General features: G+C 71.3%; 19 protein-coding genes. 10 read left to right on the top strand and 9 right to left on the bottom strand.

The window, feature by feature from the left end:
• Positions 1–93 precede the first annotated feature (93 nt).
• Positions 94–1,158: an SAM-dependent methyltransferase gene (locus ABZ078_RS12855; protein WP_356574503.1), complete on the top strand. Its 1,065-nt coding sequence runs from the start codon at positions 94–96 to the stop codon at positions 1,156–1,158.
• Positions 1,159–1,166: 8 nt separating this feature from the next.
• Here the strand turns inward: ABZ078_RS12855 and ABZ078_RS12850 are convergent, their stop codons facing one another.
• The gene (locus ABZ078_RS12850; RefSeq protein WP_356574501.1) at positions 1,167–2,318 is read right to left on the bottom strand and encodes an NADH-quinone oxidoreductase subunit D; all 1,152 of its coding nucleotides are present in this window, start codon (positions 2,316–2,318) and stop codon (positions 1,167–1,169) included.
• A 31-nt stretch (positions 2,319–2,349) separates the two neighbouring features.
• On the opposite strand from ABZ078_RS12850, the gene ABZ078_RS12845 reads away from it, so the two are divergent.
• Complete coding sequence (locus tag ABZ078_RS12845; protein WP_356574499.1) at positions 2,350–2,940, top strand: PH domain-containing protein; 591 nt, start codon at positions 2,350–2,352, stop codon at positions 2,938–2,940.
• Positions 2,937–4,271, top strand: coding sequence for a PH domain-containing protein (locus ABZ078_RS12840; RefSeq protein ID WP_356574497.1), 1,335 nt, complete (start codon positions 2,937–2,939; stop codon positions 4,269–4,271). The genes ABZ078_RS12845 and ABZ078_RS12840 overlap by 4 nt, the downstream gene beginning before the upstream one ends.
• A 78-nt stretch (positions 4,272–4,349) precedes the next feature.
• Here the strand turns inward: ABZ078_RS12840 and ABZ078_RS12835 are convergent, their stop codons facing one another.
• Both ABZ078_RS12835 and ABZ078_RS12830 read right to left on the bottom strand, forming a co-directional pair.
• The gene (locus ABZ078_RS12835) at positions 4,350–5,861 is read right to left on the bottom strand and encodes a hypothetical protein (RefSeq protein ID WP_356574495.1); all 1,512 of its coding nucleotides are present in this window, start codon (positions 5,859–5,861) and stop codon (positions 4,350–4,352) included.
• 144 nt (positions 5,862–6,005) lie between these two features.
• A complete protein-coding gene (locus ABZ078_RS12830) occupies positions 6,006–7,124 on the bottom strand; it encodes an alpha/beta hydrolase-fold protein (protein ID WP_356574493.1) in 1,119 nt (372 codons plus the stop codon).
• Positions 7,125–7,377: 253 nt separating this feature from the next.
• Here ABZ078_RS12830 and ABZ078_RS12825 point away from each other — a divergent pair, with 253 nt between their 5' ends.
• The 6 genes from ABZ078_RS12825 (at position 7,378) to ABZ078_RS12800 (ending at position 12,623) form a co-directional block, all read left to right on the top strand.
• Positions 7,378–9,210, top strand: a complete 1,833-nt coding sequence (locus ABZ078_RS12825; RefSeq protein WP_356574492.1) for a phosphatidylglycerol lysyltransferase domain-containing protein — start codon at positions 7,378–7,380, stop codon at positions 9,208–9,210.
• A 108-nt stretch (positions 9,211–9,318) separates the two neighbouring features.
• Entirely contained in the window at positions 9,319–10,245 is a 927-nt protein-coding gene (gene folP / locus ABZ078_RS12820; RefSeq protein ID WP_356574490.1) for a dihydropteroate synthase, read from the top strand.
• Entirely contained in the window at positions 10,242–10,745 is a 504-nt protein-coding gene (locus tag ABZ078_RS12815; RefSeq protein ID WP_356574488.1) for a nuclear transport factor 2 family protein, read from the top strand. Before folP ends, ABZ078_RS12815 begins: the two co-directional genes overlap by 4 nt.
• A 366-nt stretch (positions 10,746–11,111) precedes the next feature.
• The gene (gene folB, locus ABZ078_RS12810) at positions 11,112–11,471 is read left to right on the top strand and encodes a dihydroneopterin aldolase (protein WP_356574487.1); all 360 of its coding nucleotides are present in this window, start codon (positions 11,112–11,114) and stop codon (positions 11,469–11,471) included.
• Complete coding sequence (gene folK / locus ABZ078_RS12805) at positions 11,468–12,079, top strand: 2-amino-4-hydroxy-6-hydroxymethyldihydropteridine diphosphokinase (protein ID WP_356574485.1); 612 nt, start codon at positions 11,468–11,470, stop codon at positions 12,077–12,079. Before folB ends, folK begins: the two co-directional genes overlap by 4 nt.
• A gap of 55 nt (positions 12,080–12,134) precedes the next feature.
• On the top strand, positions 12,135–12,623 hold the full coding sequence (locus tag ABZ078_RS12800; protein WP_356574483.1) for a DUF3180 domain-containing protein: 489 nt from the start codon (positions 12,135–12,137) through the stop codon (positions 12,621–12,623).
• 133 nt (positions 12,624–12,756) lie between these two features.
• Here the strand turns inward: ABZ078_RS12800 and folE are convergent, their stop codons facing one another.
• The 6 genes from folE to dacB all read right to left on the bottom strand — a co-directional run bounded on the left by folE (position 12,757) and on the right by dacB (position 20,515).
• Complete coding sequence (gene folE / locus ABZ078_RS12795) at positions 12,757–13,362, bottom strand: GTP cyclohydrolase I FolE (protein WP_356574481.1); 606 nt, start codon at positions 13,360–13,362, stop codon at positions 12,757–12,759.
• Positions 13,363–13,504: 142 nt separating this feature from the next.
• Entirely contained in the window at positions 13,505–15,544 is a 2,040-nt protein-coding gene (ftsH, locus tag ABZ078_RS12790; protein ID WP_356574479.1) for an ATP-dependent zinc metalloprotease FtsH, read from the bottom strand.
• Between the two features lie 207 nt (positions 15,545–15,751).
• Complete coding sequence (gene hpt, locus ABZ078_RS12785) at positions 15,752–16,312, bottom strand: hypoxanthine phosphoribosyltransferase (RefSeq protein ID WP_356574531.1); 561 nt, start codon at positions 16,310–16,312, stop codon at positions 15,752–15,754.
• A 71-nt stretch (positions 16,313–16,383) separates the two neighbouring features.
• Positions 16,384–17,526, bottom strand: a complete 1,143-nt coding sequence (tilS, locus tag ABZ078_RS12780; protein WP_356574477.1) for a tRNA lysidine(34) synthetase TilS — start codon at positions 17,524–17,526, stop codon at positions 16,384–16,386.
• A 211-nt stretch (positions 17,527–17,737) separates the two neighbouring features.
• Complete coding sequence (locus ABZ078_RS12775; protein WP_356574475.1) at positions 17,738–18,862, bottom strand: zinc-dependent metalloprotease; 1,125 nt, start codon at positions 18,860–18,862, stop codon at positions 17,738–17,740.
• Between the two features lie 69 nt (positions 18,863–18,931).
• Complete coding sequence (dacB, locus tag ABZ078_RS12770) at positions 18,932–20,515, bottom strand: D-alanyl-D-alanine carboxypeptidase/D-alanyl-D-alanine-endopeptidase (RefSeq protein WP_356574473.1); 1,584 nt, start codon at positions 20,513–20,515, stop codon at positions 18,932–18,934.
• A gap of 124 nt (positions 20,516–20,639) precedes the next feature.
• Between dacB and ABZ078_RS12765 the strand changes: the two genes are divergently transcribed.
• Entirely contained in the window at positions 20,640–21,131 is a 492-nt protein-coding gene (locus ABZ078_RS12765; protein ID WP_031487466.1) for an inorganic diphosphatase, read from the top strand.
• Positions 21,132–21,237 lie beyond the last annotated feature (106 nt).

The raw sequence follows: 21,237 nt of genomic DNA, 5'->3' as shown, positions 1-21,237 counted from the left end.
GCGTGCAGGGGTCAACCGGAGGGCCGATCCCCACCACGCGCGCGTACTCCGCAAGGTGGAGGCCGCGTTCCCCTGTGCGCTTAGCCTGGTGCGGTGGCAGCGGAGGCGACGGGCGAGTGGCGCGGGTGGCGTGCGGCGACGGAGGCCGCCCTCTACGGGCCGGGCGGCTTCTACCGCCGCCCCGAGGGACCGGCCGGCCACTTCCGTACGTCCGTGCACGCGTCGCCGCTGTTCGCCGACGCCGTGGCCCGGCTGCTGTGCCGGGTCGACGCGGCACTGGGCCGGCCCGCGACGCTCGACTTCGTCGACATGGCCGCGGGACGGGGCGAGTTGGTCACCCGCGTACTGGACGCGCTCCCCGGTGAGGTGGCGGCACGCACGCGTGCCTACGCCGTCGAGGTCGCCGACCGTCCGGAAGCCCTGGATCACCGGATCGAGTGGCTGCCCGAGCCGCCGAGGGGGATCACGGGCCTGCTGTTCGCCAACGAGTGGCTGGACAACGTCCCCGTGGACGTCGCCGAGGTGGACTCCGCGGGCGTACCGCGCCGGGTCCTCGTACGGCGGGACGGGTCCGAGCGCCTCGGGGAGCGGGTCACCGGCGCGGAGGCGCGGTGGCTGACGCGGTGGTGGCCGGTGGGGGGTGCGGAGGGGGCGCGGACCGCCCCGGAAGGCGAACCTCTCGTGGAAGGTCTGCGGGCCGAGATCGGGCTGCCCCGGGACGAGGCCTGGGCTGCCGTGGTCGCGACCCTGGACCGAGGGCTCGCGGTCGCCGTGGACTACGCGCACACGGTGCGCGCGCGCCCGCCCTTCGGCACGCTCACCGGCTTCCGTGACGGCCGCGAGACGGCGCCCGTGCCGGACGGTTCCTGCGACATCACCGCGCATGTCGCGCTGGACGCGTGCGCGACGGCGTGCGCGCTGCCCGGCACACTGCTGCTGTCACAGCGCGACGCGCTGCGCGCCCTGGGCATCACCGGCACACGCCCCCCGCTCGCACTGGCGTCCACACGCCCGGCCGAGTACGTACGAGCCCTCGCGACCGCAGGTGAAGCCGCCGAACTGACGGCGCCGGGCGGGCTCGGGGACTTCGGTTGGCTGATCCAGCCGGTTGGAATGTCCAACCCGCTCGACGAGCCGGCGGCGGGCATGGCCTCCTGAGGTCCGCCCTACTTGTCGATGTCGCCCACCACGAAGAACATCGACCCGAGGATCGCCACCATGTCCGCGACCAGCGTCCCGGGCAGCAGTTCGACCAGCGCCTGGATGTTGTTGTACGAGGCGGACCGCAGCTTCAGCCGGTACGGGGTCTTCTCGCCCTTGCTGACGAGGTAGTAGCCGTTGATGCCGAGCGGGTTCTCGGTCCACGCGTACGTGTGGCCCTCGGGGGCCTTGAGGACCTTGGGGAGCCGCTGGTTGATCGGCCCGGGCGGCAGCTCGGCGAGACGGTCGAGGCAGGCGTCGGCGAGGTCCAGGGAGTTGTGGGTCTGCTCCAGAAGGCACTCGAACCGGGCGAGGCAGTCCCCCTCCTCGCGGGTCACCACCTTCAGGACGTCCGCCACCTCGCCGTACGCGAGATACGGCTCGTCGCGGCGCAGGTCGAAGTCCACGCCCGAGGCACGGGCGAGCGGCCCGCTCACTCCGTAGGCGTGCACGGTCTCCGGCGGGAGGACGCCCACGCCCCGCGTGCGCCCGCGGAAGATCTCGTTGCCGAGCACCAGGTCGTCGAACCGGTCCATGCGCGAGCGCACGTCGGCGACGGCGGCACGCGCGCGTGTCGTCCACCCGGCCGGCAGGTCCTCCTTCAGACCTCCGACCCGGTTGAACATGTAGTGCATACGCCCACCGGAGACCTCCTCCATGACGTGCTGGAGCTCCTCGCGCTCCGTGAAGGCGTAGAAGATCGGCGTGATCCCGCCCAGCTCCAGCGGGTACGACCCCAGGAACATCAGGTGGTTCAGCACCCGGTTGAGCTCCGCGAGCAGCGTGCGGGTCCACACCGCCCGCTCGGGCACCTCCATGCCGAGCATGCGCTCCACGGCGAGGACGACGCCCAACTCGTTGGAGAAGGCCGACAGCCAGTCGTGGCGGTTGGCGAGCATGATGATCTGGCGGTAGTCGCGGGCCTCGAACAGCTTCTCGGCACCGCGGTGCATATAGCCGATCACCGGCTCGGCGCTCGTGATGCGCTCGCCGTCGAGGACCAGCCGCAGCCGCAGCACGCCGTGCGTGGACGGGTGCTGGGGCCCGATGTTGAGCACCATGTCGGTGCTCTCCGCGGCGCCGCCGATACCGACCATGGTCTCCGTCGTAGGAGTCATGGACACAGTCTCTCCTACGTACGCTGGCCTCATGGAGACGGGGAGCCCGGAGAACACGGGGACTGCGGCGGACGAGCAGGCGGGGACCGAGCAGGCTGTAACCGAGCAGGCCGGACCCGAGCGGGTAGGGACCGAGCAGGCGGAGGCCGAGCGGGCGACCGAGCCCGCGTGGACCGGGCTGCCGCCGGGTCTGCTGCGCATGCGCCGGCTGTTGCTGGTGGTGTGGCTGGGGCTGCTGGCGGTCGGCCTGGCCCTGCTGCTCGGGATGCTCGTCGGACCCGGCTGGGCCGCCTTCGCGCTGCTGCCGTCGGCGCTGATGGCGTGGGGGTGGGTGATGCTCGGCCGCAACTGGCGTTCCTGGCGGTACGCCGAGCGCGCCGACGACCTGCTGATCAGCCGCGGCGTGCTGTGGCACGAGGAGACGGTCGTGCCGTACGGCCGGATGCAGCTGGTCGAGGTCACCTCGGGGCCCGTCGAGCGGCACTTCGGACTGGCCAGCGTGCAGCTGCACACGGCCGCCGCCGCGACCGACGCCACGATCCCCGGCCTCGACCCGGCCGAGGCGGAACGGCTGCGCGACCGGCTCACCGAGCTCGGCGAGGCCCGATCGGCGGGGCTGTGACAGCGCCCGGCGTCGACGACGCCGTACGCGAGCAGCGGCCCCTGACCGAGCGGCGGCTGCACCCCGTGACGCCGCTCAGGCGGGCGTGGGCGCCGGTCGCCGTGGTCATCGGCTGGGCGGTGCACGACCCGGACCGGGCGCAGCGCCAGCTGACCAGGCTGACGACCACCACACTGCTGCTCGCGCTCGCCGTGATCCTCCCCGTCGCCGCCCTGTACGGCTTCCTCTCCTGGTGGTTCACGCACTTCGCGGTGACCGACACCGAACTGCGCATCCGTACCGGTCTGGTGTTCCGGCGCACCGCGCACATCCGGCTGGAGCGCATCCAGGCCATCGACGTCACCCAGCCGCTGCTCGCGCGCGTGGCGGGCGTCGCGAAGCTCAAACTCGACGTCATAGGCACCGACAAGAAGGACGAGCTCGCCTTCCTGGGCGCGGAGGAGGCGCGTGCGCTCCGCGCGGAACTCCTCGCACGCGCCGCCGGTTTCGCGCCCGAGACGGCGCACGAGGTGGGCGAGGCGCCCGCCCAGCAGCTCCTGCGCGTGCCACCGGGTGTCCTGGCCGTCTCGCTCGTCCTGACCGGCGCCACCTGGGGAACGCTGGCCGCCGCCGTCGTCGTCCCGACGATCCTCTGGCTGGTCACCGGGAGCGCGTGGACGGTCCTGGCGGCCGCGGTGCCGCTGATCGGCGCCGCGGGGGCGAGCAGCGTGGGACGGTTCGTCACCGAGTACGACTGGACGGTGGGCGAGTCCCAGGACGGGCTGCGCCTCGACCACGGTCTGCTCGACCGCGCGCACGAGACGGTGCCGCCCGGCCGCGTGCAGACCGTACGGATCGTCGAGCCGCTGCTGTGGCGGCGGCGCGGCTGGGTCCGGGTGGAACTGGACGTGGCCGGCTCCTCGAACTCGCTCCTGCTTCCCGTCGCCCCGCGCGAGGTCGCCGAATCGATCGTCGCGCGCGTGCTGCCCGGAGCGACGGTGCCGGCGCGCGCGTCCCTCTCCCGCCCTCCGCGGCGGGCGGGTCGCTGTGTGCCGCTGTGGTGGCGCGGGTACGGCCTGGCCGTCACGGACGCGGTGTTCGCCGCCCGGACCGGCCTCTTCCGGCGCAGCCTGGCGCTCGTACCGCACGCGAAGGTGCAGAGCGTACGGCTGGTTCAGGGGCCGTGGGAGCGGGTGTGGGGCGTCGCGGACGTGCGCGTGGACACCGGGGCCAACAAGACGGTGACCGCCCGGCTGCGGGACGCCGAGGAGGCGGCGGAGCTGCTGCGGGAGCAGGCGGAGAGGTCGCGTACGGGACGGAGGGGTGCGCGGCCGGACCGGTGGATGGCGTGAGGGCCCGGACCGGTGGATGGCGTGAGGGCGGCTGCGCGGATGCCCGCGGCCGCCAGGGAACCCTCACGCCAACCCCCGTCAGGAAACCGCGCTCCGCAGCCCCTGCACGTCGATCTGTTCCGTCTCGTCGTGCGCCGTCAGGTCGATGACCTGACCGATCCCCCGGGACTCCTCGTCCGCCGGCTTGAACTCGGCCTCGGCCTCGGCCTTGTGCAGGGCGAGGGCCTCCTGGCCGACGACGTCGGCGAGGTCCTCGTTCTGGACGGACTCGAGCGCGGAGGGCTCCGCCCCCGTCTTGGTGCCGAAGAAGTCGAAGCCGCCCTCGATCGCCTGACGCCGTACGGGCGTCGCCGGTACGACGGCCACGGCGGTCGGCGCGATGAAGTGCCCCGCAGGCTGCTGGGCCGCGGGCTGCTGGGCCGCGGGCAGAGCCGGCGTGGCCTTGGCGAGCGCGCCTGCCGTGGTGGTGGCGGCCGCGCGCTCATGCCCGTCGGCCGCCTCGGGCTTCCCCTGGGCCTCGTCCTCCAGCGCGGGTTCCGTCTCGGTTCCGCCGGTGACGCTCGTCTCCGTGACGCCCGTCTCCGTTGCGCCCGTCTCCGTTGCGCCCGTCTCCGGGGCTTCCGAGTCGCCGGCCTTGGCATCGGTGCCGACCGAACCGGCCTTCAGCGACTCGCCGTTGGAGGGGCCGTCACCCTTCGGGGGCACGTTCTTGAGAGGCTCGTCCGTCGGAGACCCGTCCATCGGAGACTCGTCCGTCGGGGAGTCGCTCTCCGGAGAGACGTTCTTGCCGGAATCACCCTTCGGGGACTCGCTGTCCTCCACCGAGTCGTCCCCGGCCTCGACCGAGCCCTCCTCCGCCTTCGCCGAGCCGTCCTCCTCCGACACCCCGGCGTCTTCCGCACCGTCGAACCGCGCCAACGCCGCCTTCGCCCGCAGGAACAGCCCGGATCCCTCCGGCGAGAACACCGCCGGAACCACCGGCGCTTCCTCGACCGACTCCGGCTCGGCACCCTCCGCCTTCGCGCCTTCGGCCTCGGCGGGAGCAGCCACAGCCCCGGCCTCCCCCGCGGCAGCGGAAGCAGACGCAAAGCCCGCGGCGGCAACCGGCACCGGCGGCAGCGCACGCGCGGGTGTGGCCGCCTCTATCTCCAGCACCCGGCGCTCCTCCAGGACGCTGGCCCGGTCGGCCTCGGCGGTGGCGTACCGACGCAGCAGCGCCGCGTGCTCGTTGCGCAGCCCCGCGAGCTCCGCCCGCTTGGCCCGCAGCCGCTGCTCCAGCTTGACGCGCAGCTCGCGCGACTCCTCGAGGTCGGTCTCCAACTCGGCGACCCGCTCCTCGTACCGCCACTCGTCGCTCGCACGCGCGCGCGTGAGGTCGGCGACCCTCTTGCCCGCCTGGGTGTCCCAGCGACGCATGACGACCGCGCCGACCACCGCCGTCGCCGCGGCGGCCGCCGCGAGTCCGCGCAACACCATGGGTTCGGTGAACACCCAGGGGGCAAGGGCCCAGACGACGGAGACGCCTGCGATCGCCGACGGGGGCAGCAGCCTGTGCAAGGGCGGGGAATGACGGTGACGTCCACGTGGCATGGCCAGAAACTTACCGCGCGTAGGCGAATCTTGTTGCCCCGGCCCGTAAAAACACAGCCACCGCGAGTCGTTCATACGGCATCGGGAATCAGATCCGTACCGAATTGGCCAAGAACCAAGATCGCAAACCCCGGACCGGTCACGTCACCTGCCGCTCAACCGCCCGCTCATCCACTCCAGCGTCCCCGGGATCTCCCGCCGCCAGGTGTTGAAGTTGTGCCCTCCGCTTTCGAGGATGATCGACGAGATCCGCGTCAGCTTCGTGGCCTTCACCCGCTCAATGAACTTCAACGTGTCCCTGTAGTTGGATTCTCCAACTTTGCTGCTGCTGACGAGCAGTGAAGTGTCCGGCGCGGGCATGTGCTTGAGGTACCACCACAGGTTCGCGCGATTGCGCAGTTCCTCGTCACCGTGGAAGAGATCGCCCGTCGTGGCGTCGACAGGCGCCTTGTAGTACGCGGAAAGCCCGGCCCCCGCGGCGTACACCTCGGGATGGTGCATGGCGAGCTTCAGCGCGCAGTAGCCGCCCGTGGAGTCACCGATGATGCCCCAACTGCCGGGATTCCCACCGACCCTGTAGTGACCGCCGACGGCATCGGGCAGGTCCTTGCCGAAGAACGTCTCGGTCTGCGGGCCCCCGGGAATGTCCACGCACTCCGTGTCCCGCGGCGGCGCCACCGTCGGCCGCATCATCACCAGGATCATCGGCTCCATACGGCCGTCCGCGACGAGCCTCGCGGCCGTACGGGGATAGTCCAGCTTGTCCACGAGCGCCTGCGCCGTACCCGGATAGCCGGTCAGGACGACGGACGCCGGGAACGTACGCGTGCGGTATTCCGGCTGAAAGTATTCGGGTGGCAGGTAGACGAACGCGGGCGTGGCGATGCGGGTCGTTCGGCCCACGATGTCGACCTTCTGGATCTGACCGCCCAGCCGGGGACTGGCGCTCGCCGCCCCCGGCACGCGCCGGGTGTCGACCACCCGCAGCGGCCCGCGCCCCGGCGTGTGGTCCACGACCACGCCCTGACCCTTCTCCTGACCGAACAGGTCGGCCCAGCCGGCGTAGAACCCGAAGGTCTGGTTGGCGGCGAGGCCGACCGCCGCGAAGATCATCAGTTGGGTCGAGAGCAGCAGGCCGACACGTCCGCTCACGGACCGCCAGCCGCGCCGCGCCAGCCGTGGCCACAGCCACACCGTGCCGACGAACAGCCCTACGGCGGCCAGGACCGCCGACGCCAGCACCTTGTCGCTCGTCAGACCCATCGATGGTTACCTGTCCACGCTTTCCGTCCGGATCGCGCGGACACATCGCCCCCGCACTGCCCCCCTCGCTCCTTCGCAAGGGCTTGCCCCGGACTTTCCTTGGCCTTTGAAACGGTTTTGGGAAGCCGAGTGAACCTCTCCCCTCAAGACACCGTCCTAGAGGGCGCAATGTCGCCGGATGCCCGAATCGGCACCGGATCCAAGGTCTCTCGCAGAACTATGGGATGCGATGTCTGTCAGGACAGATGTGGAAATGTCGGGCGGGGTTCCGCGACGATCGAGCGGGATACGGCATCTGTCGGGCCGGGTACGGCATCTGCTCCGCGGCCCGCGCCCGGAGGCCGTTCCCGTTCTCGTCGGCCGGGCCTGCGCCCTGGTCGGCCTGCTGAACGTCGCCGCGGGCGTCTTCCCGCGCTTCCGGCACAGCCGTATGCACGCCATCGCCGAGGTGCTGCCGGGCGCCTTCGGCCCGTTCGCGGCGGCGCTGTCGCTCAGCGCCGGCGTGCTGTTGCTGCTGCTCGCCCACGGGCTCAAGCGCGGCAAGCGGCGGGCGTGGCGCGCCGCCGTCGTCCTGCTGCCCGCCGGAGCCGTGGCGCAGTTCACATACCGCCACTCCCTGGTGGGCGTCCTCATCTCCGTCGCGCTGCTCGTGGCCCTGCTGCGCCACCGTGACCAGTTCGCGGCGCTGCCCGACCCGCGCAGCAGGTGGCGCGCGCTGGCCAACTTCGTCCTCATGGGCGCCGGCTCCCTCGCCCTCGGGCTGGTCATCGTCAGCGCCCACCCGCACACCCTGGTCGGCGACCCGAGCCTGGCCGACCGCATCACCCACGTCCTGTACGGCCTGTTCGGCTTCGAGGGCCCGGTCGACTACCAGGGCAACACCTCCTGGACGGTCGCCTTCTCCCTGGGCGCCCTCGGCTGGATCACCGCGGTCACCACGATCTACCTCGCCTTCCGCCCCGAACACCCCGCCGCCCGCCTCACCGAGGACGACGAGGCACGCCTGCGCGCCCTGCTGGCCAAGCACGGCGGCCGCGACTCCCTCGGCCACTTCGCGCTGCGCCGCGACAAGGCCGTCGTCTTCTCCCCCAGCGGCAAGGCCGCGGTGACCTACCGCGTCGTCTCCGGCGTGATGCTCGCCAGCGGCGACCCGATCGGCGACGTCGAGGCATGGCCGGGCGCCATCGAGCGCTTCATGGACGAGGCCAGGGCGCACTCCTGGACCCCGGCCGTCATGGGCTGCTCCGAGACCGGCGCCGAGGTGTGGACCCGTGAGACCGGGCTCGACGCCCTCGAACTGGGCGACGAGGCGGTGGTGGACGTCCCGGATTTCTCGCTCGCCGGCCGCGCGATGCGCAATGTGCGCCAGATGGTCAAGCGCATCGAGCGCGCCGGTTACGAGACCCGGGTACGTCGTGTCCGTGACCTCGGCGACGCCGAGCTGGAGCGCATCCGCCGCGCCGCCGACGACTGGCGCGGCACCGACACCGAGCGCGGCTTCTCCATGGCGCTCGGCCGCGTCGGCGACCCGTCCGACGGCGACTGTCTCATCGCCACCGCCCACAAGGCGGACGCCGAGCCGGGCCCGTACGGCGACCTCAAGGCGATCCTCCATTTCGTGCCGTGGGGCACGGACGGGGTCTCGCTGGACCTGATGCGCCGCGACCGCTCGGCCGACCCCGGCATGAACGAGCTGCTGATCGTGGCCGCCCTCCAGGCCGCCCCGAAGTTCGGCATCGCGCGCGTGTCGCTCAACTTCGCCATGTTCCGCTCGGCACTGGCACGCGGCGAGAAGATCGGCGCGGGCCCGGTGCTGCGCGCCTGGCGCGGTCTGCTGGTCTTCCTCTCCCGCTGGTTCCAGATCGAGTCCCTGTACAAGTTCAACGCCAAGTTCCAGCCCCGCTGGGAGCCCCGCTTCGTCGTCTACCGGGCCTCCGGCGACCTGCCCCGCCTCGGTTTCGCCGCCATGCAGGCGGAGGGCTTCGTGAACCTGGCCCTGCCGCTGCCGCGCTTCCTGCGCCGCCGTACGACCACGCGGCGCCCGTGCCCGCACTCGGTGGCCGAGCGGGACGTGCGCGCCGCCTGACCGGGGCTGCCGAGGACCGGCCCGAGCGGGAGCCCCACCCCCCTGCCCCGGAGGCTCCCGCTCGGGCCGCGGCACGTCACGGCACTGCCTTGGGCCTAGGCTGAACGTATGAGCAAGCAGAGCGGACGCGGGCGCGTCGGGGGCCTTCCGGAGTGGGACCGGTGCGCGGTCATGGGAGTCGTCAACGTGACCCCCGATTCCTTCTCCGACGGCGGCCGCTGGTTCGACACCACGTCCGCCGTGAAGCACGGCCTCGCCCTGGTCGAGGAGGGCGCCGACCTGGTCGACGTCGGCGGCGAGTCCACCCGCCCGGGCGCCACCCGGGTCGACGAGGACGAGGAACTGCGCCGCGTCATCCCTGTCGTCCGCGGCCTGGTCTGCGAGGGCGTCGCGGTCTCCGTCGACACCATGCGCGCCTCCGTCGCCGAGCAGGCCCTGGCCGCCGGCGCCGCCCTCGTCAACGACGTCAGCGGCGGCCTCGCCGACCCCGCGATGATCCCGGTCGTCGCCGACGCCGGCGCCCCCTTCGTCGTCATGCACTGGCGCGGCTTCCTCCAGGGCGGCAACGTCAAGGGCGTCTACGACGACGTCGTCACCGAGGTCGTCGACGAGCTCCACGCGCGCGTGGAGGCCGTTCTGGAGGGCGGCATCGCCCCGGACCGCATCGTCGTCGACCCCGGTCTCGGATTCTCCAAGGACGCCGCGCACGACCTCGTCCTGCTCGCCCACCTCGACCGCCTGCTCGCCCTCGGCCACCCCCTCCTCGTCGCCGCCTCCCGCAAGCGGTTCCTCGGCCGCGTCCTCGCCGGGCCTCAGGCCGCGCCGCCGCCCGCCCGCGAGCGCGACGCCGCCACGGCCGCGGTCTCGGCGCTCGCGGCGCACGCCGGCGCGTGGGCCGTCCGCGTGCACGAGGTACGCGCCACGGCGGACGCGGTACGCGTCGCACGCGCCATCGAGGAGGCGCGCACGACCGGAAACGCGCCCGGCGAGATGGCCGAGCGCCCAGGCACGCCCAGCTCCGAAGGAGCCCGGTGAGCGCCCCCCACACCGACGTCGAACAAGTGGAGGCCGCCAACACCGCCTTCTACGAGGCGATGGAGCGCGGCGACTTCGAGGAGCTGTCCTCGCTCTGGCTCACCCCGTCCGACCTGGGCGTCGACGAGACCTACCACGACCCGGCCGACGCCGGCGTGGTCTCCTGCGTGCACCCCGGCTGGCCGGTGCTCACCGGGCGCGGCGAGGTCCTCAGGTCGTACGCGCTGATCATGGCGAACACCGACTACATCCAGTTCTTCCTCACCGACGTGCATGTCTCCGTGACCGGCGACACCGCCCTGGTGACCTGTACCGAGAACATCCTCAGCGGCGGTCCCGCCCCCGAGGGCGACGAGGAGCTCGGCCCGCTCGTGGGCCAGCTCGTGGTCGCCACGAACGTGTTCCGGCGCACACCCGACGGCTGGAAGATCTGGTCGCACCACGCCTCGCCGGTTCTGGCCGAAAACGACGAGGAAGAAGGCGACAGCACCCCCTCGTGACTGGGTAGTCGCCCTACGAGGGCAGCCTCGAGGACGATCGCGAGAACCACCACCAGGACCACCGCAACGACGACCACGGGCGACTCGCGGGGCGACCCGCGACAGCCACCCGCAAGAGGGCCCGCGCGGGCCCGCCGGGACCAGGGAGTGGTTGGAATCACGCCTCCGCGGGTAGGCGCGGCTACCAGCCCGTGAGCCGCCGGGTTCCCCAGGGGAAACACACGATGAATCCTCCCGGGCCCGGCGCGGGCCCAGGCCCCCGTGGCCCGGCCCTGTCAGTGCCCGCAGGTAGATTCGTTCGAGGCCGGTGTGCCGCCCGCACGTGGCACCGACCGGCCGTCACCGACGATTGCAGGAGTGATTCGCGTGGATCGTGTCGCGCTGCGCGGCCTCAAGGCCCGCGGGTACCACGGTGTGTTCCCCAAGGAACGCGAGGAGGGCCAGACCTTCATCGTGGACCTCGTCCTTGGCCTGGACACCCGACCGGCCGCCGCCGACGACGACCTGGCGAAGACCGTGCACTACGGCATCGTGGCGGAGGAGGTCGTGGCCGTCGTCGAGGGCGAGCCGGTCAACCTCATCGAGACGCTCGCCGAGCGCATCGCCCAGGCCTGTCTGAAGCACGAAGGCGTCCAGGAGGTCGAGGCCACCGTCCACAAACCGGACGCGCCGATCACGGTCCCCTTCGACGACGTGACCATCACCATCACCCGGAGCCGAGTATGACCGCACCCTTCACCAAGGGCCCCGGCGACCCGACCGTACAGCCGGTGCCCGCCTCCGTCGTCGAGAAGGTCGACGCCGCCGACACGACCCTCCACAACCCCAAACGGGCCGTGATCTCCCTCGGCTCCAACCTGGGCAACCGCCTGGAGACCCTCCAGGGCGCCATCGACGCGCTGGAGGACACCCCGGGCGTCCGCGTCAAAGGGGTCTCCCCGGTGTACGAGACCGAGCCGTGGGGCGTGGAGCCGGGAAGCCAGCCCTCGTACTTCAACGCGGTCGTGGTCCTCAAGACCACGCTCCCCCCGTCCTCCCTCCTGGAGCGGGCACACGCGGTCGAGGAGGCCTTCCACCGCGTACGGGACGAGCGCTGGGGCGCGCGCACCCTCGACGTCGACATCGTCGCCTACGCCGACCTCGTCTCCGACGACCCGCACCTCACCCTCCCCCACCCGCGCGCCCACGAGCGCGCCTTCGTCCTCGCCCCCTGGCACGATGTGGAGCCCGAGGCCCAGCTGCCGGGCCGCGGCGCGGTGGCCGACCTGCTGGGCACCGTCACCCGCGAGGGCGTCGCGCCGCGCGAGGATCTGGAACTCCGGCTGCCCGAATAGTCGTTAAGGTCAAGACGACACAGTCCGTCGGGACCGGGGGAGCTGAAGGGACACCGTGAGAGAGCTGCGCATCAGGATGCTGGTCGGCGTGTTCGTCGTCGCCGGAGTCCTGTCCTGGGCTGGCGCCCGCCTGTGGAACTCCATCGGGACCCTGCCCAGCGTCCCTCTGGCCGCCCCCATCGTCCTCGCCCTGATCGCCGTGGTCCTGCTCGCCACGGCGATCTCGATCCGCGCCCGCCTCAGGGCGCAACGGGAACGCCGCCCCGAGGCCAAGGGCGTCGACCCCCTGATGGCCGCCCGCGCGGTCGTTTTCGGCCAGGCCAGCGCCCTGGTCGCCGCCCTGGTCGCCGGCATGTACGGCGGCACGGGCGTCTTCCTCCTGGAGTCCCTGGACATCCCCGCCCGCCGCGACCAGGCCATCTACGCCGGCTTCTCGGTCCTGGCCGGAATCGGCGTCATAGCGGCAGCCATCTTCCTGGAGCGCATCTGCAAGCTCCCGGAGGACGACGAACACAACGGCGCGGGCACGGCGCCGACGGTGTGACAGCGCCGGGCCTACCAGGGCTGGTAGGCAGGGCCGGCTGTCGGCCCCGACCAGACGCGAGGCCAGTCCGCTGCTCCGCGGTGTGGACTTCGCACCGACTCCTTGGGCCGACTCGGACAGGATCGCCGTCGGGTCAGCGCGCCAGTATCAGGCTCATCGCCTCGGCCCGGGTCGTAGCGTCCCGAAGCTGACCGCGCACCGCCGACGTCGTGGTCTTGGCACCAGGCTTACGGATCCCGCGCACCGACATGCACATGTGCTCGGCCTCGATGACGACGATCACGCCCCGGGCCTCCAGGATCTTCATGAGGGAGTCGGCGACCTGCGTGGTGAGTCGTTCCTGCACCTGCAGACGACGGGCAAACACCTCAACCAGCCGGGCCAGCTTCGACAGGCCCGTGATCTTTCCGCTTTCTGCCGGGATGTACCCAATGTGAGCTACGCCATGGAACGGCAACATATGATGCTCGCACAAAGATACGATTTCGATGTCCTTGACCAGGACCATCTCGTCATGCCCGATATCGAACGTGGTCGTCAGAACGTCCTCGGGCTGCTGCGTATGCCCAGCCAAAAGCTCCCGATAAGCCCGAGCAACCCGCGCCGGCGTCTCCTTCAGCCCCTCCCGATCGGGATCCTCGCCGACCGCGATCAGCAGTTCGCGTACGGCGTTCTCGGCGCGCTTCTCGTCGAACTCACCGATGCGGCCCTCGCCGTCCAGCGTCACGGGGTCGGTCATGTGGTGCCTCGTTCCTTTGCGGGTGGCGCGTGTGGGTCACGCGTCTGAACTGCGGGCATACGCAAATGCCGCGCCCCCCAGGCTAGAACCAGGGGGACGCGGCATCCATTCCGGGCCCGGTGGCGTCACCGGGTACGGCCCATCAGCTCTCCGGACGCTCCTCGGGAGCCGGCTCGGTCGCCGGGGCGGGCTCCGCCACCGTCGACTTCGCGGTGGTGATCGCCGGCGTCGCGCCGTTGGCCCCGTTCGTCAGTGCGAGCTCCTTCGGGGAGAGCACCGGCGGACGGGTGGACGGCGTGCGGCGGGAGGAGCCGGTCCAGGCGGGCCGCGGCGGACGCTTGACGATCGGGGCGAAGATCTCGGCGATCTCCTCCTTGCCCAGCGTCTCCTTCTCCAGCAGCTGAAGCACCAGGTTGTCGAGGACGTCGCGGTTCTCGACCAGGATCTCCCAGGCTTCGTTGTGCGCGTTCTCGATGAGCTTCTTGACTTCCTCGTCCACCAGCGCGGCGACCTCTTCCGAGTAGTCGCGCTGGTGAGCCATCTCACGTCCGAGGAACGGCTCGGTGTTGTCGCCGCCGAACTTGATGGCGCCGAGACGCTCGGTCATCCCGTACTGGGTGACCATCGCGCGGGCCGTGGCCGTGGCCTTCTCGATGTCGTTCGCCGCGCCCGTGGTCGGGTCGTGGAAGACGAGCTCCTCGGCCGCGCGGCCGCCCAGCATGTAGGCGAGCTGGTCCAGCATCTCGTTGCGGGTCGTGGAGTACTTGTCCTCGTCCGGCAGGACCATCGTGTAGCCGAGGGCGCGGCCTCTCGACAAGATCGTGATCTTGTGGACCGGGTCGGAGTTCGGGGAGGCCGCCGCGACCAGGGCGTGTCCGCCCTCGTGGTACGCGGTGATCTTCTTTTCCTTGTCCGACATGATCCGGGTCCGCTTCTGCGGGCCCGCCACGACGCGGTCGATGGCCTCGTCCAGCATCTGGTTGTCGATCAGCTTCCTGTCCGAGCGGGCCGTGAGCAGCGCCGCCTCGTTCAGGACGTTCGACAGATCCGCGCCCGTGAAGCCGGGGGTGCGGCGGGCGACCGCCGACAGGTCGACGTCCGGGGCGACCGGCTTGCCCTTCTGGTGGACCTTGAGGATCTCCAGACGGCCCTGCATGTCCGGGCGGTCGACCGCGATCTGGCGGTCGAAGCGGCCGGGGCGCAGGAGGGCCGGGTCGAGGATGTCGGGACGGTTCGTCGCGGCGATGAGGATCACGCCGCCCTTGACGTCGAAACCGTCCATCTCGACGAGCAGCTGGTTCAGGGTCTGCTCGCGCTCGTCGTGACCACCGCCGAGGCCGGCGCCGCGGTGACGGCCGACCGCGTCGATCTCGTCGACGAAGACGATCGCCGGGGCGTTCGCCTTGGCCTGCTCGAACAGGTCACGGACTCGGGAGGCACCGACACCGACGAACATCTCGACGAAGTCGGAACCGGAGATCGAGTAGAAGGGGACGCCCGCCTCGCCGGCGACAGCACGCGCGAGGAGCGTCTTACCGGTACCAGGAGGCCCGTAGAGCAGCACGCCCTTGGGGATCTTGGCGCCCACGGCCTGGAACTTCGCCGGTTCCTGGAGGAACTCCTTGATCTCCTGGAGCTCCTCGACGGCCTCGTCCGAGCCGGCGACGTCCGAGAACGTCGTCTTCGGGGTGTCCTTGGTGATGAGCTTCGCCTTGGACTTGCCGAAGTTCATGACTCGGGAGCCGCCACCCTGCATCTGATTCATCAGGAACAGGAAGACGACCACGATGAGGACGAAGGGAAGCAGGGAGAGCAGGATGCCGACGAACGGGTTCTGCTTGGACGGCGAGACCGTGTAGCCGTCCGGGATCTGCTTGTCCTGGTACTTGTTCTGCAGCGTGCCGGCGATGGTCACGCCCTGGTCGCCGATGTAGCTCGCCTGGATCTTGGTGGCGCCCTCGACCTTTTCGCCGTCCTTGAGCTGGACCTTGATGATCGACTCGTCGCCGGTGGTCAGCTTGGCCGACTCGACCTTGTTGTCATTGATCGCCTGGACGACCTGGCCGGTGTCCACCGTCTTGTAGCCGCCGGACGAGCCGACGACTTGCATCAACACGACCACGGCAAGGACGGCCAGCACGATCCACATGACCGGCCCACGGAAGTATCGCTTCACGTCCATCCATACGGAGCGGTGCCGCCCCGTCCCTCCTGCCATAGTGAGTTTGATAAGACAGTTCTTCTGACGGTACCCCAGCTTTGGCGGCCCTAGCCGCACGGGACGGCTGGCAAGCCCGTCTGCATGCTCCAACGCCGCGGAGCCCGCCGGGGTTCCCGATCTTCGTCCGGGGCTTGGGCCCTTCGGGTCGGGTTCCCCGGACCGCCGGACTCAGCCGCCGTAGACGTGGGGCGCGAGCGTACCGACGAACGGGAGATTGCGGTACTTCTCGGCGTAGTCGAGGCCGTAGCCGACGACGAACTCGTTGGGGATGTCGAAGCCGACCCACTCCACGTCGATGGCGACCTTCGCGGCGTCCGGCTTGCGCAGCAGCGTGCACACCTTCAGCGTGGCGGGCTCGCGGGAGCCGAGGTTGTTGATCAGCCAGGACAGGGTCAGACCGGAGTCGATGATGTCCTCGACGATCAGGACGTGCTTGCCCTTGATGTCGGTGTCGAGGTCCTTGAGGATCCGCACGACACCGGAGGACTGGGTGCCGGCGCCGTACGACGACACCGCCATCCAGTCCATGGTGACGGGGGTGGACAGCGCCCGGGCGAGGTCGGCCATGACCATCACCGCGCCCTTGAGGACGCCGACGATGAGCAGGTCCTTGCCCTCGTACTCCGCGTCGATCTTCGCGGCCAGCTCGGCCAGCTTCGCGTCGATCTCTTCCTTGGTGATGAGTACCTGCTTGAGGTCGGCACCCATGTCTTTCGCGTCCACCCGCATCACTTTCGGTCGGTCGTCCCGCACTGATCGGCTCGCCGGCCCCTCCGACAGGCGCGCGGAGGGGTCGGGATTCAGCCTTGCCGAATCACCAGTCTGCCACCCTGGCGCCGGGCGACGACTTTGCCGGGGAGATTGATGGCCCCCTGGCCGCGCCAGCCGGTGATCAGGCGGTCGACTTCCTCGATGTGGCGGGCGAACAGCGCGCCGGCGGGCGACCCGGCCTCGATGGCGGCGCGGCGCAGGACGCGGCGGCGTACGGCGGGCGGCAGCGCGTACAGCTTGGCGCACTCCAGGAGGCCGGACGCGTCGCGTACGGCCTCCGACGCCTGGCCGGCCCAGGCGTCGAGGGCGTCGGCGTCGTCACGGGAGAGCTGGGCGGTGCGGGCCAGGGCCTCCACGACGCCCTTGCCGAGCGCCTTCTCCAGGGCGGGCAGGCCCTCGTGACGCAGACGGGAGCGGGTGTAGGCCGGATCCGCGTTGTGGGGGTCGTCCCAGACCGGGAGGGACTGGACCATGCATGCCTTGCGGGCGGTCTGGCGGTCGAGCCCGAGGAAGGGGCGGCGGTAACGGCCGCCGGCCCCCGAGACCGCGGCCATTCCGGACAGGGAGCGGATGCCGGACCCGCGGGCGAGGCCGAGCAGGACGGTCTCGGCCTGGTCGTCGCGGGTGTGGCCGAGGAGGACGGCGACGGCGCCGTTGCGTACGGCCGCCTCGTCGAGGGCTGCGTAGCGGGCGTCGCGGGCGGCGGCTTCGGGGCCACCCGCGCGGCCGACGGTGACGGCGACGGACTCGACCGGGTCGAGGCCGAGTTCGCGCATGCGCAGGACGACCTCTTCGGCGCGCAGGTCGGAGCCGGGCTGAAGGCCGTGGTCGACGGTGATGCCGCCGGCGCGGATGCCGAGTTTGGGGGCTTCGAAGGCGAGCGCGGAGGCGAGAGCCATGGAGTCGGCGCCGCCGGAGCACGCGACGAGCACGAGCGGGGAGGGGGTTCGCTCGTGCGGGGCGGCGCTCTGAGGCTCCTGGGCGGGGGCAGGGCGCAGGTCGTACGACGGCTCGTGTGCCGTGTTGTCGGGCGCCGTGTTGTCGGGCGGGACCGCGGCGCGCGTGCCGGAGGGCGCGGACGCGTCGGTGATGCGACTGTGTTCGGTGAGGATGTCGTGGAGGACGCGGCGGACCGCCAGGCGTATCGCCGCGACCGCAGGATGGGGACCCATGTCCGGTTCCCTTCATGAAGTTTTCGGGGGGTGAGCCCGAGCTCGGTCACTCAGAGTGTGTAGATGGTGACAGAACCGGGCCGTTCCCCGAGCATTGCACGCCTACCCATGGCTCACGGTCCCTCGGACGGGTGATTGAAGGGGCGTTCGCCTGCCGTCGGCCGGATTCGGTTCACGACCTTCGTATGAGATGCACAACTCTCGACGGAATTCACGACTCCGCCTTGCGGTGCACCCGCGCGATCCAGTCCGCCGGTTTGGAGATCTCCGCCTTGGTCGGGAGGGTGTTCGGTGACGTCCAGACACGGTTGAAGCCGTCCATGCCGACCTGGTCCACGACGGCCCGTACGAAGCGTTCGCCGTCGCGGTACTGCCTGAGCTTGGCGTCCAGGCCCAGCAGTTTGCGCAGGGCCATGTCCAGCCGGGACGCGCCCTTGGCACGCCGCTGCTGGAACTTCTCGCGGATCTCCGCGACGCTCGGCACGACCTGGGGTCCGACGCCGTCCATCACGAAGTCGGCGTGGCCCTCCAGGAGCGACATCACGGCGGTGAGGCGGCCGAGGATCTCGCGCTGGGCCGGGGTCTGCACCAGTTCCACGAAGGACCGCCCGCCGTCGTCCTCCTCGGCCTCGGGCCGGCCGCCGGCGAGGGACTGGGCTGCCTCGCGGATGCGTTCGAGGACGGTCATGGGGTCGACGTCGGTCTCCCCCAAGAAAGACTGGATTTCGCCTTCGAGGTGATCGCGCAGCCAGGGCACCGCGCTGAACTGCGTGCGGTGGGTCTCCTCGTGCAGACACACCCACAGGCGGAAGTCGTGGGGGTGTACGTCGAGTTCGCGCTCCACGTGCACGATGTTCGGGGCGACGAGCAGGAGCCGGCCGCCGCCGTTCTCGCCCGCCGGGAGCTCGCGGGTGGCGGGGGCGAAGGTCTCGTACTGGCCGAGGACACGGGAGGCGAGGAAGGACAGCAGCATCCCGAGTTCGACGCCGGTGACCTTGCCGCCGACGGCACCGAGGACCGCGCCGCCGGGGCCGCCGCCGCGCCGCTCCTGCATCTTGCCGAGCAGGGGCTTGAGGATCTCGCGGAACCCGGCGACGTTCGCCCGCACCCAGCCGGGGCGGTCGACGACGAGGACGGGGGTGTCGTGGATGTCCTCCGTGCCCATACGAGTGAAGCCCCGGACGTGCTCCTCCGAGGCTTTGGCATGTCGGCGCAGTTCGGCGACGACGGCCCGGGCCTCGTCGCGGCTCACCTCGGGGCCCGGCCGTACGAGCCGGGTCGCGGTCGCCACCGCGAGATTCCAGTCGACCATCTCGGCACCACCGATGCTCGTCATGCGTCAACCGTACGTGAGCGTTCCCACTTGGGGCAGGCCGTGGGGTCGGCGCCGCTTTCGCGACAGGCCCTAGCGGCAGCCGCAGGCCGCCAGTGCCGTCACCGCCCGGTCCAGGGCCCGCTGTGCCGCGCCGGGGTCCGTCGTGTTCGTGGCCAGGAAGGCGAAGGACAGCAGGCGGCCGTCCTGGTCGACCACCGTGCCGGCCAGGGAGTTCACGCCTGTCAGGGTGCCCGTCTTGGCTCGTACGACGCCTGCCGGGCCGTCCGTGTAGCGGCTGGTCAGGGTGCCGGTGAAGCCCGCCACGGGGAGGCCCGTGAGGAGGGGGCGGAGTTCGGGGTGGGCCGGGTCGGCGGCCTTGGCGAGGAGGGTCGCGAGGAGGCCCGCCGTGAGCCTGTCGGCGCGGTCGAGGCCACTGCCGTCCTTGACGTCGACGCCGGACATCGGCAGTCCCAGTTTCCTCAGCCGGGCCTCGATCGCCTCGCCGGCGCCGTCGAAGTCGGCGCGCTTCCCGCTCGCCAGGGCCGTCTGGCGGGCCAGAGCCTCGCCGATGTCGTTGTCGCTGTGGGTGAGCATGCGCTCGACCAGGGCGGAGAGCGGGGGCGAGGCGACCTCGGCGAGGGACTCGGCGCGGTCGGTCGCCTTGGACGGGCCGGGGGACGTCGTCCTGATGCCGTGGTCCGCGAGGAAGGACGCGAACCTGGTCGCCGCGTCCTTCGCCGGGTCCGCCACGCGCGGTGCCGGGCCGCTCCCGGAGCCGTCCGTGCGGGCCTCGTCGGCCATCAGGGCGGTGACCGGTGCGAGGTTGCCGTTCACCCCGATGGGGTGCAGTGCGGGGCCCGCGTAGAGCGTGGTGTCGTAGGAGAGGGTGACCTCGCGCAGGTCGCGCTTCTTCAGCGCCTCGGCGGTCTCGGCGGCGAGCTCGCGCAGGCTCGCCCGGCCCTTCGCCTCCTTGCGGGCCGTCAGCGTGGGGTCGCCGCCGCCGACGAGGACCAGTTCGTTCGTGTCGGGTTCCAGGGCGGTGCGGGTGGTGAGGCGGTGGTCGGGGCCCAGCGCGGCCAGGGCCGCCGCCGCGGTGGCGAGCTTCGTGGTCGAGGCGGGCGTGAGGGAGTCGGCGGCTCCCACCCCGTAGAGGTGCTTGCCGGTGGCGACGTCCACGACCGCCGCCGCCCCGCGGGTGCCGAGCTGGGGCACGTCCAGGAGCGGGCCCAGGACGTCGGCGAGGGCCTTGCCGTTCGGGGCCGACTTCACGGTCCCGACGCCGCCGCCCAGGCCGGTGAGGACGGCGGCCGCGCTGGGGGCGGGGCGGGGCGCCTCGGCCGCCGTGCCGGACGGGTCGGAACCACGACCGTGATCTGCGCCACCCGTGTGCTCCCGGGCGGCCGCCCGGTCCCGCTCGGCCGTACGCTGACCGGTGGAGTCCCAGGGGCCGACGGCGGTCACCACTCCGGCGGCCAGCGCCAGTCCGGCGGTGGCGGCGCCCGCGGTGTACTGCCAGGTCTTCGGCTTGCGGGTCCGCGCGCCCTGCGGGACGACGGCTCGCGTGAGCCGTGCGACCCGCGGTTTCGCGGCCGTCGCGGCGCGTGCGAGACGTGGGCGTACGGCCTCCGCGGCCCGTGCCAGACGCGGTCGTACGGCGCTCGCGACCCGCGTCACATGCGGTCTCGCGGCTCGCCAAGGCCCCAGCTCTGGCACTACCACCAGCCCCTTTCGCGATCACACACCTGCGTGAGGGACACTTAACCACCAGAACTATGTGCTGATCATGGAGGAGCCACCGGTGGAGTTCGACGTCACGATCGAGATTCCGAAGGGTTCGCGGAACAAGTACGAGGTGGACCACGAGACCGGTCGGATCCGCCTGGACCGTCGACTCTTCACCTCGACCGCCTACCCGACCGACTACGGCTTCGTCGAGAACACCCTCGGCGAGGACGGCGACCCGCTGGACGCGCTGGTCATCCTGGACGAGCCGACGTTCCCGGGCTGCCTCATCAAGTGCCGCGCGATCGGCATGTTCCGCATGACGGACGAGGCCGGCGGCGACGACAAGCTGCTGTGCGTGCCGGCGACGGACCCGCGTGTGGAGCACCTGCGTGACATCCACCACGTGTCCGAGTTCGACCGTCTGGAGATCCAGCACTTCTTCGAGGTCTACAAGGACCTGGAGCCCGGCAAGTCGGTCGAGGGCGCCGACTGGGTCGGCCGCACCGAGGCCGAGGCCGAGATCGAGCGGTCGTACAAGCGCTTCAAGGACCAGGGCGGCCACTGAGGCGCCAGGTGCTTCCAGCCGTGTGAACGGGCCGCACGCGCACGCGTGCGGCCCGTTCGTGTGTCTGTGCGCATACTGAGTGCGGCAGGAGGTGTCGTACAGGGAG

This window comes from Streptomyces sp. NPDC006385 (assembly GCF_040612485.1).
Classification (GTDB): domain Bacteria; phylum Actinomycetota; class Actinomycetes; order Streptomycetales; family Streptomycetaceae; genus Streptomyces.
Note: the sequence above shows the minus strand (reverse complement) of the source record. Positions and strands in the feature narration are given on the sequence as shown.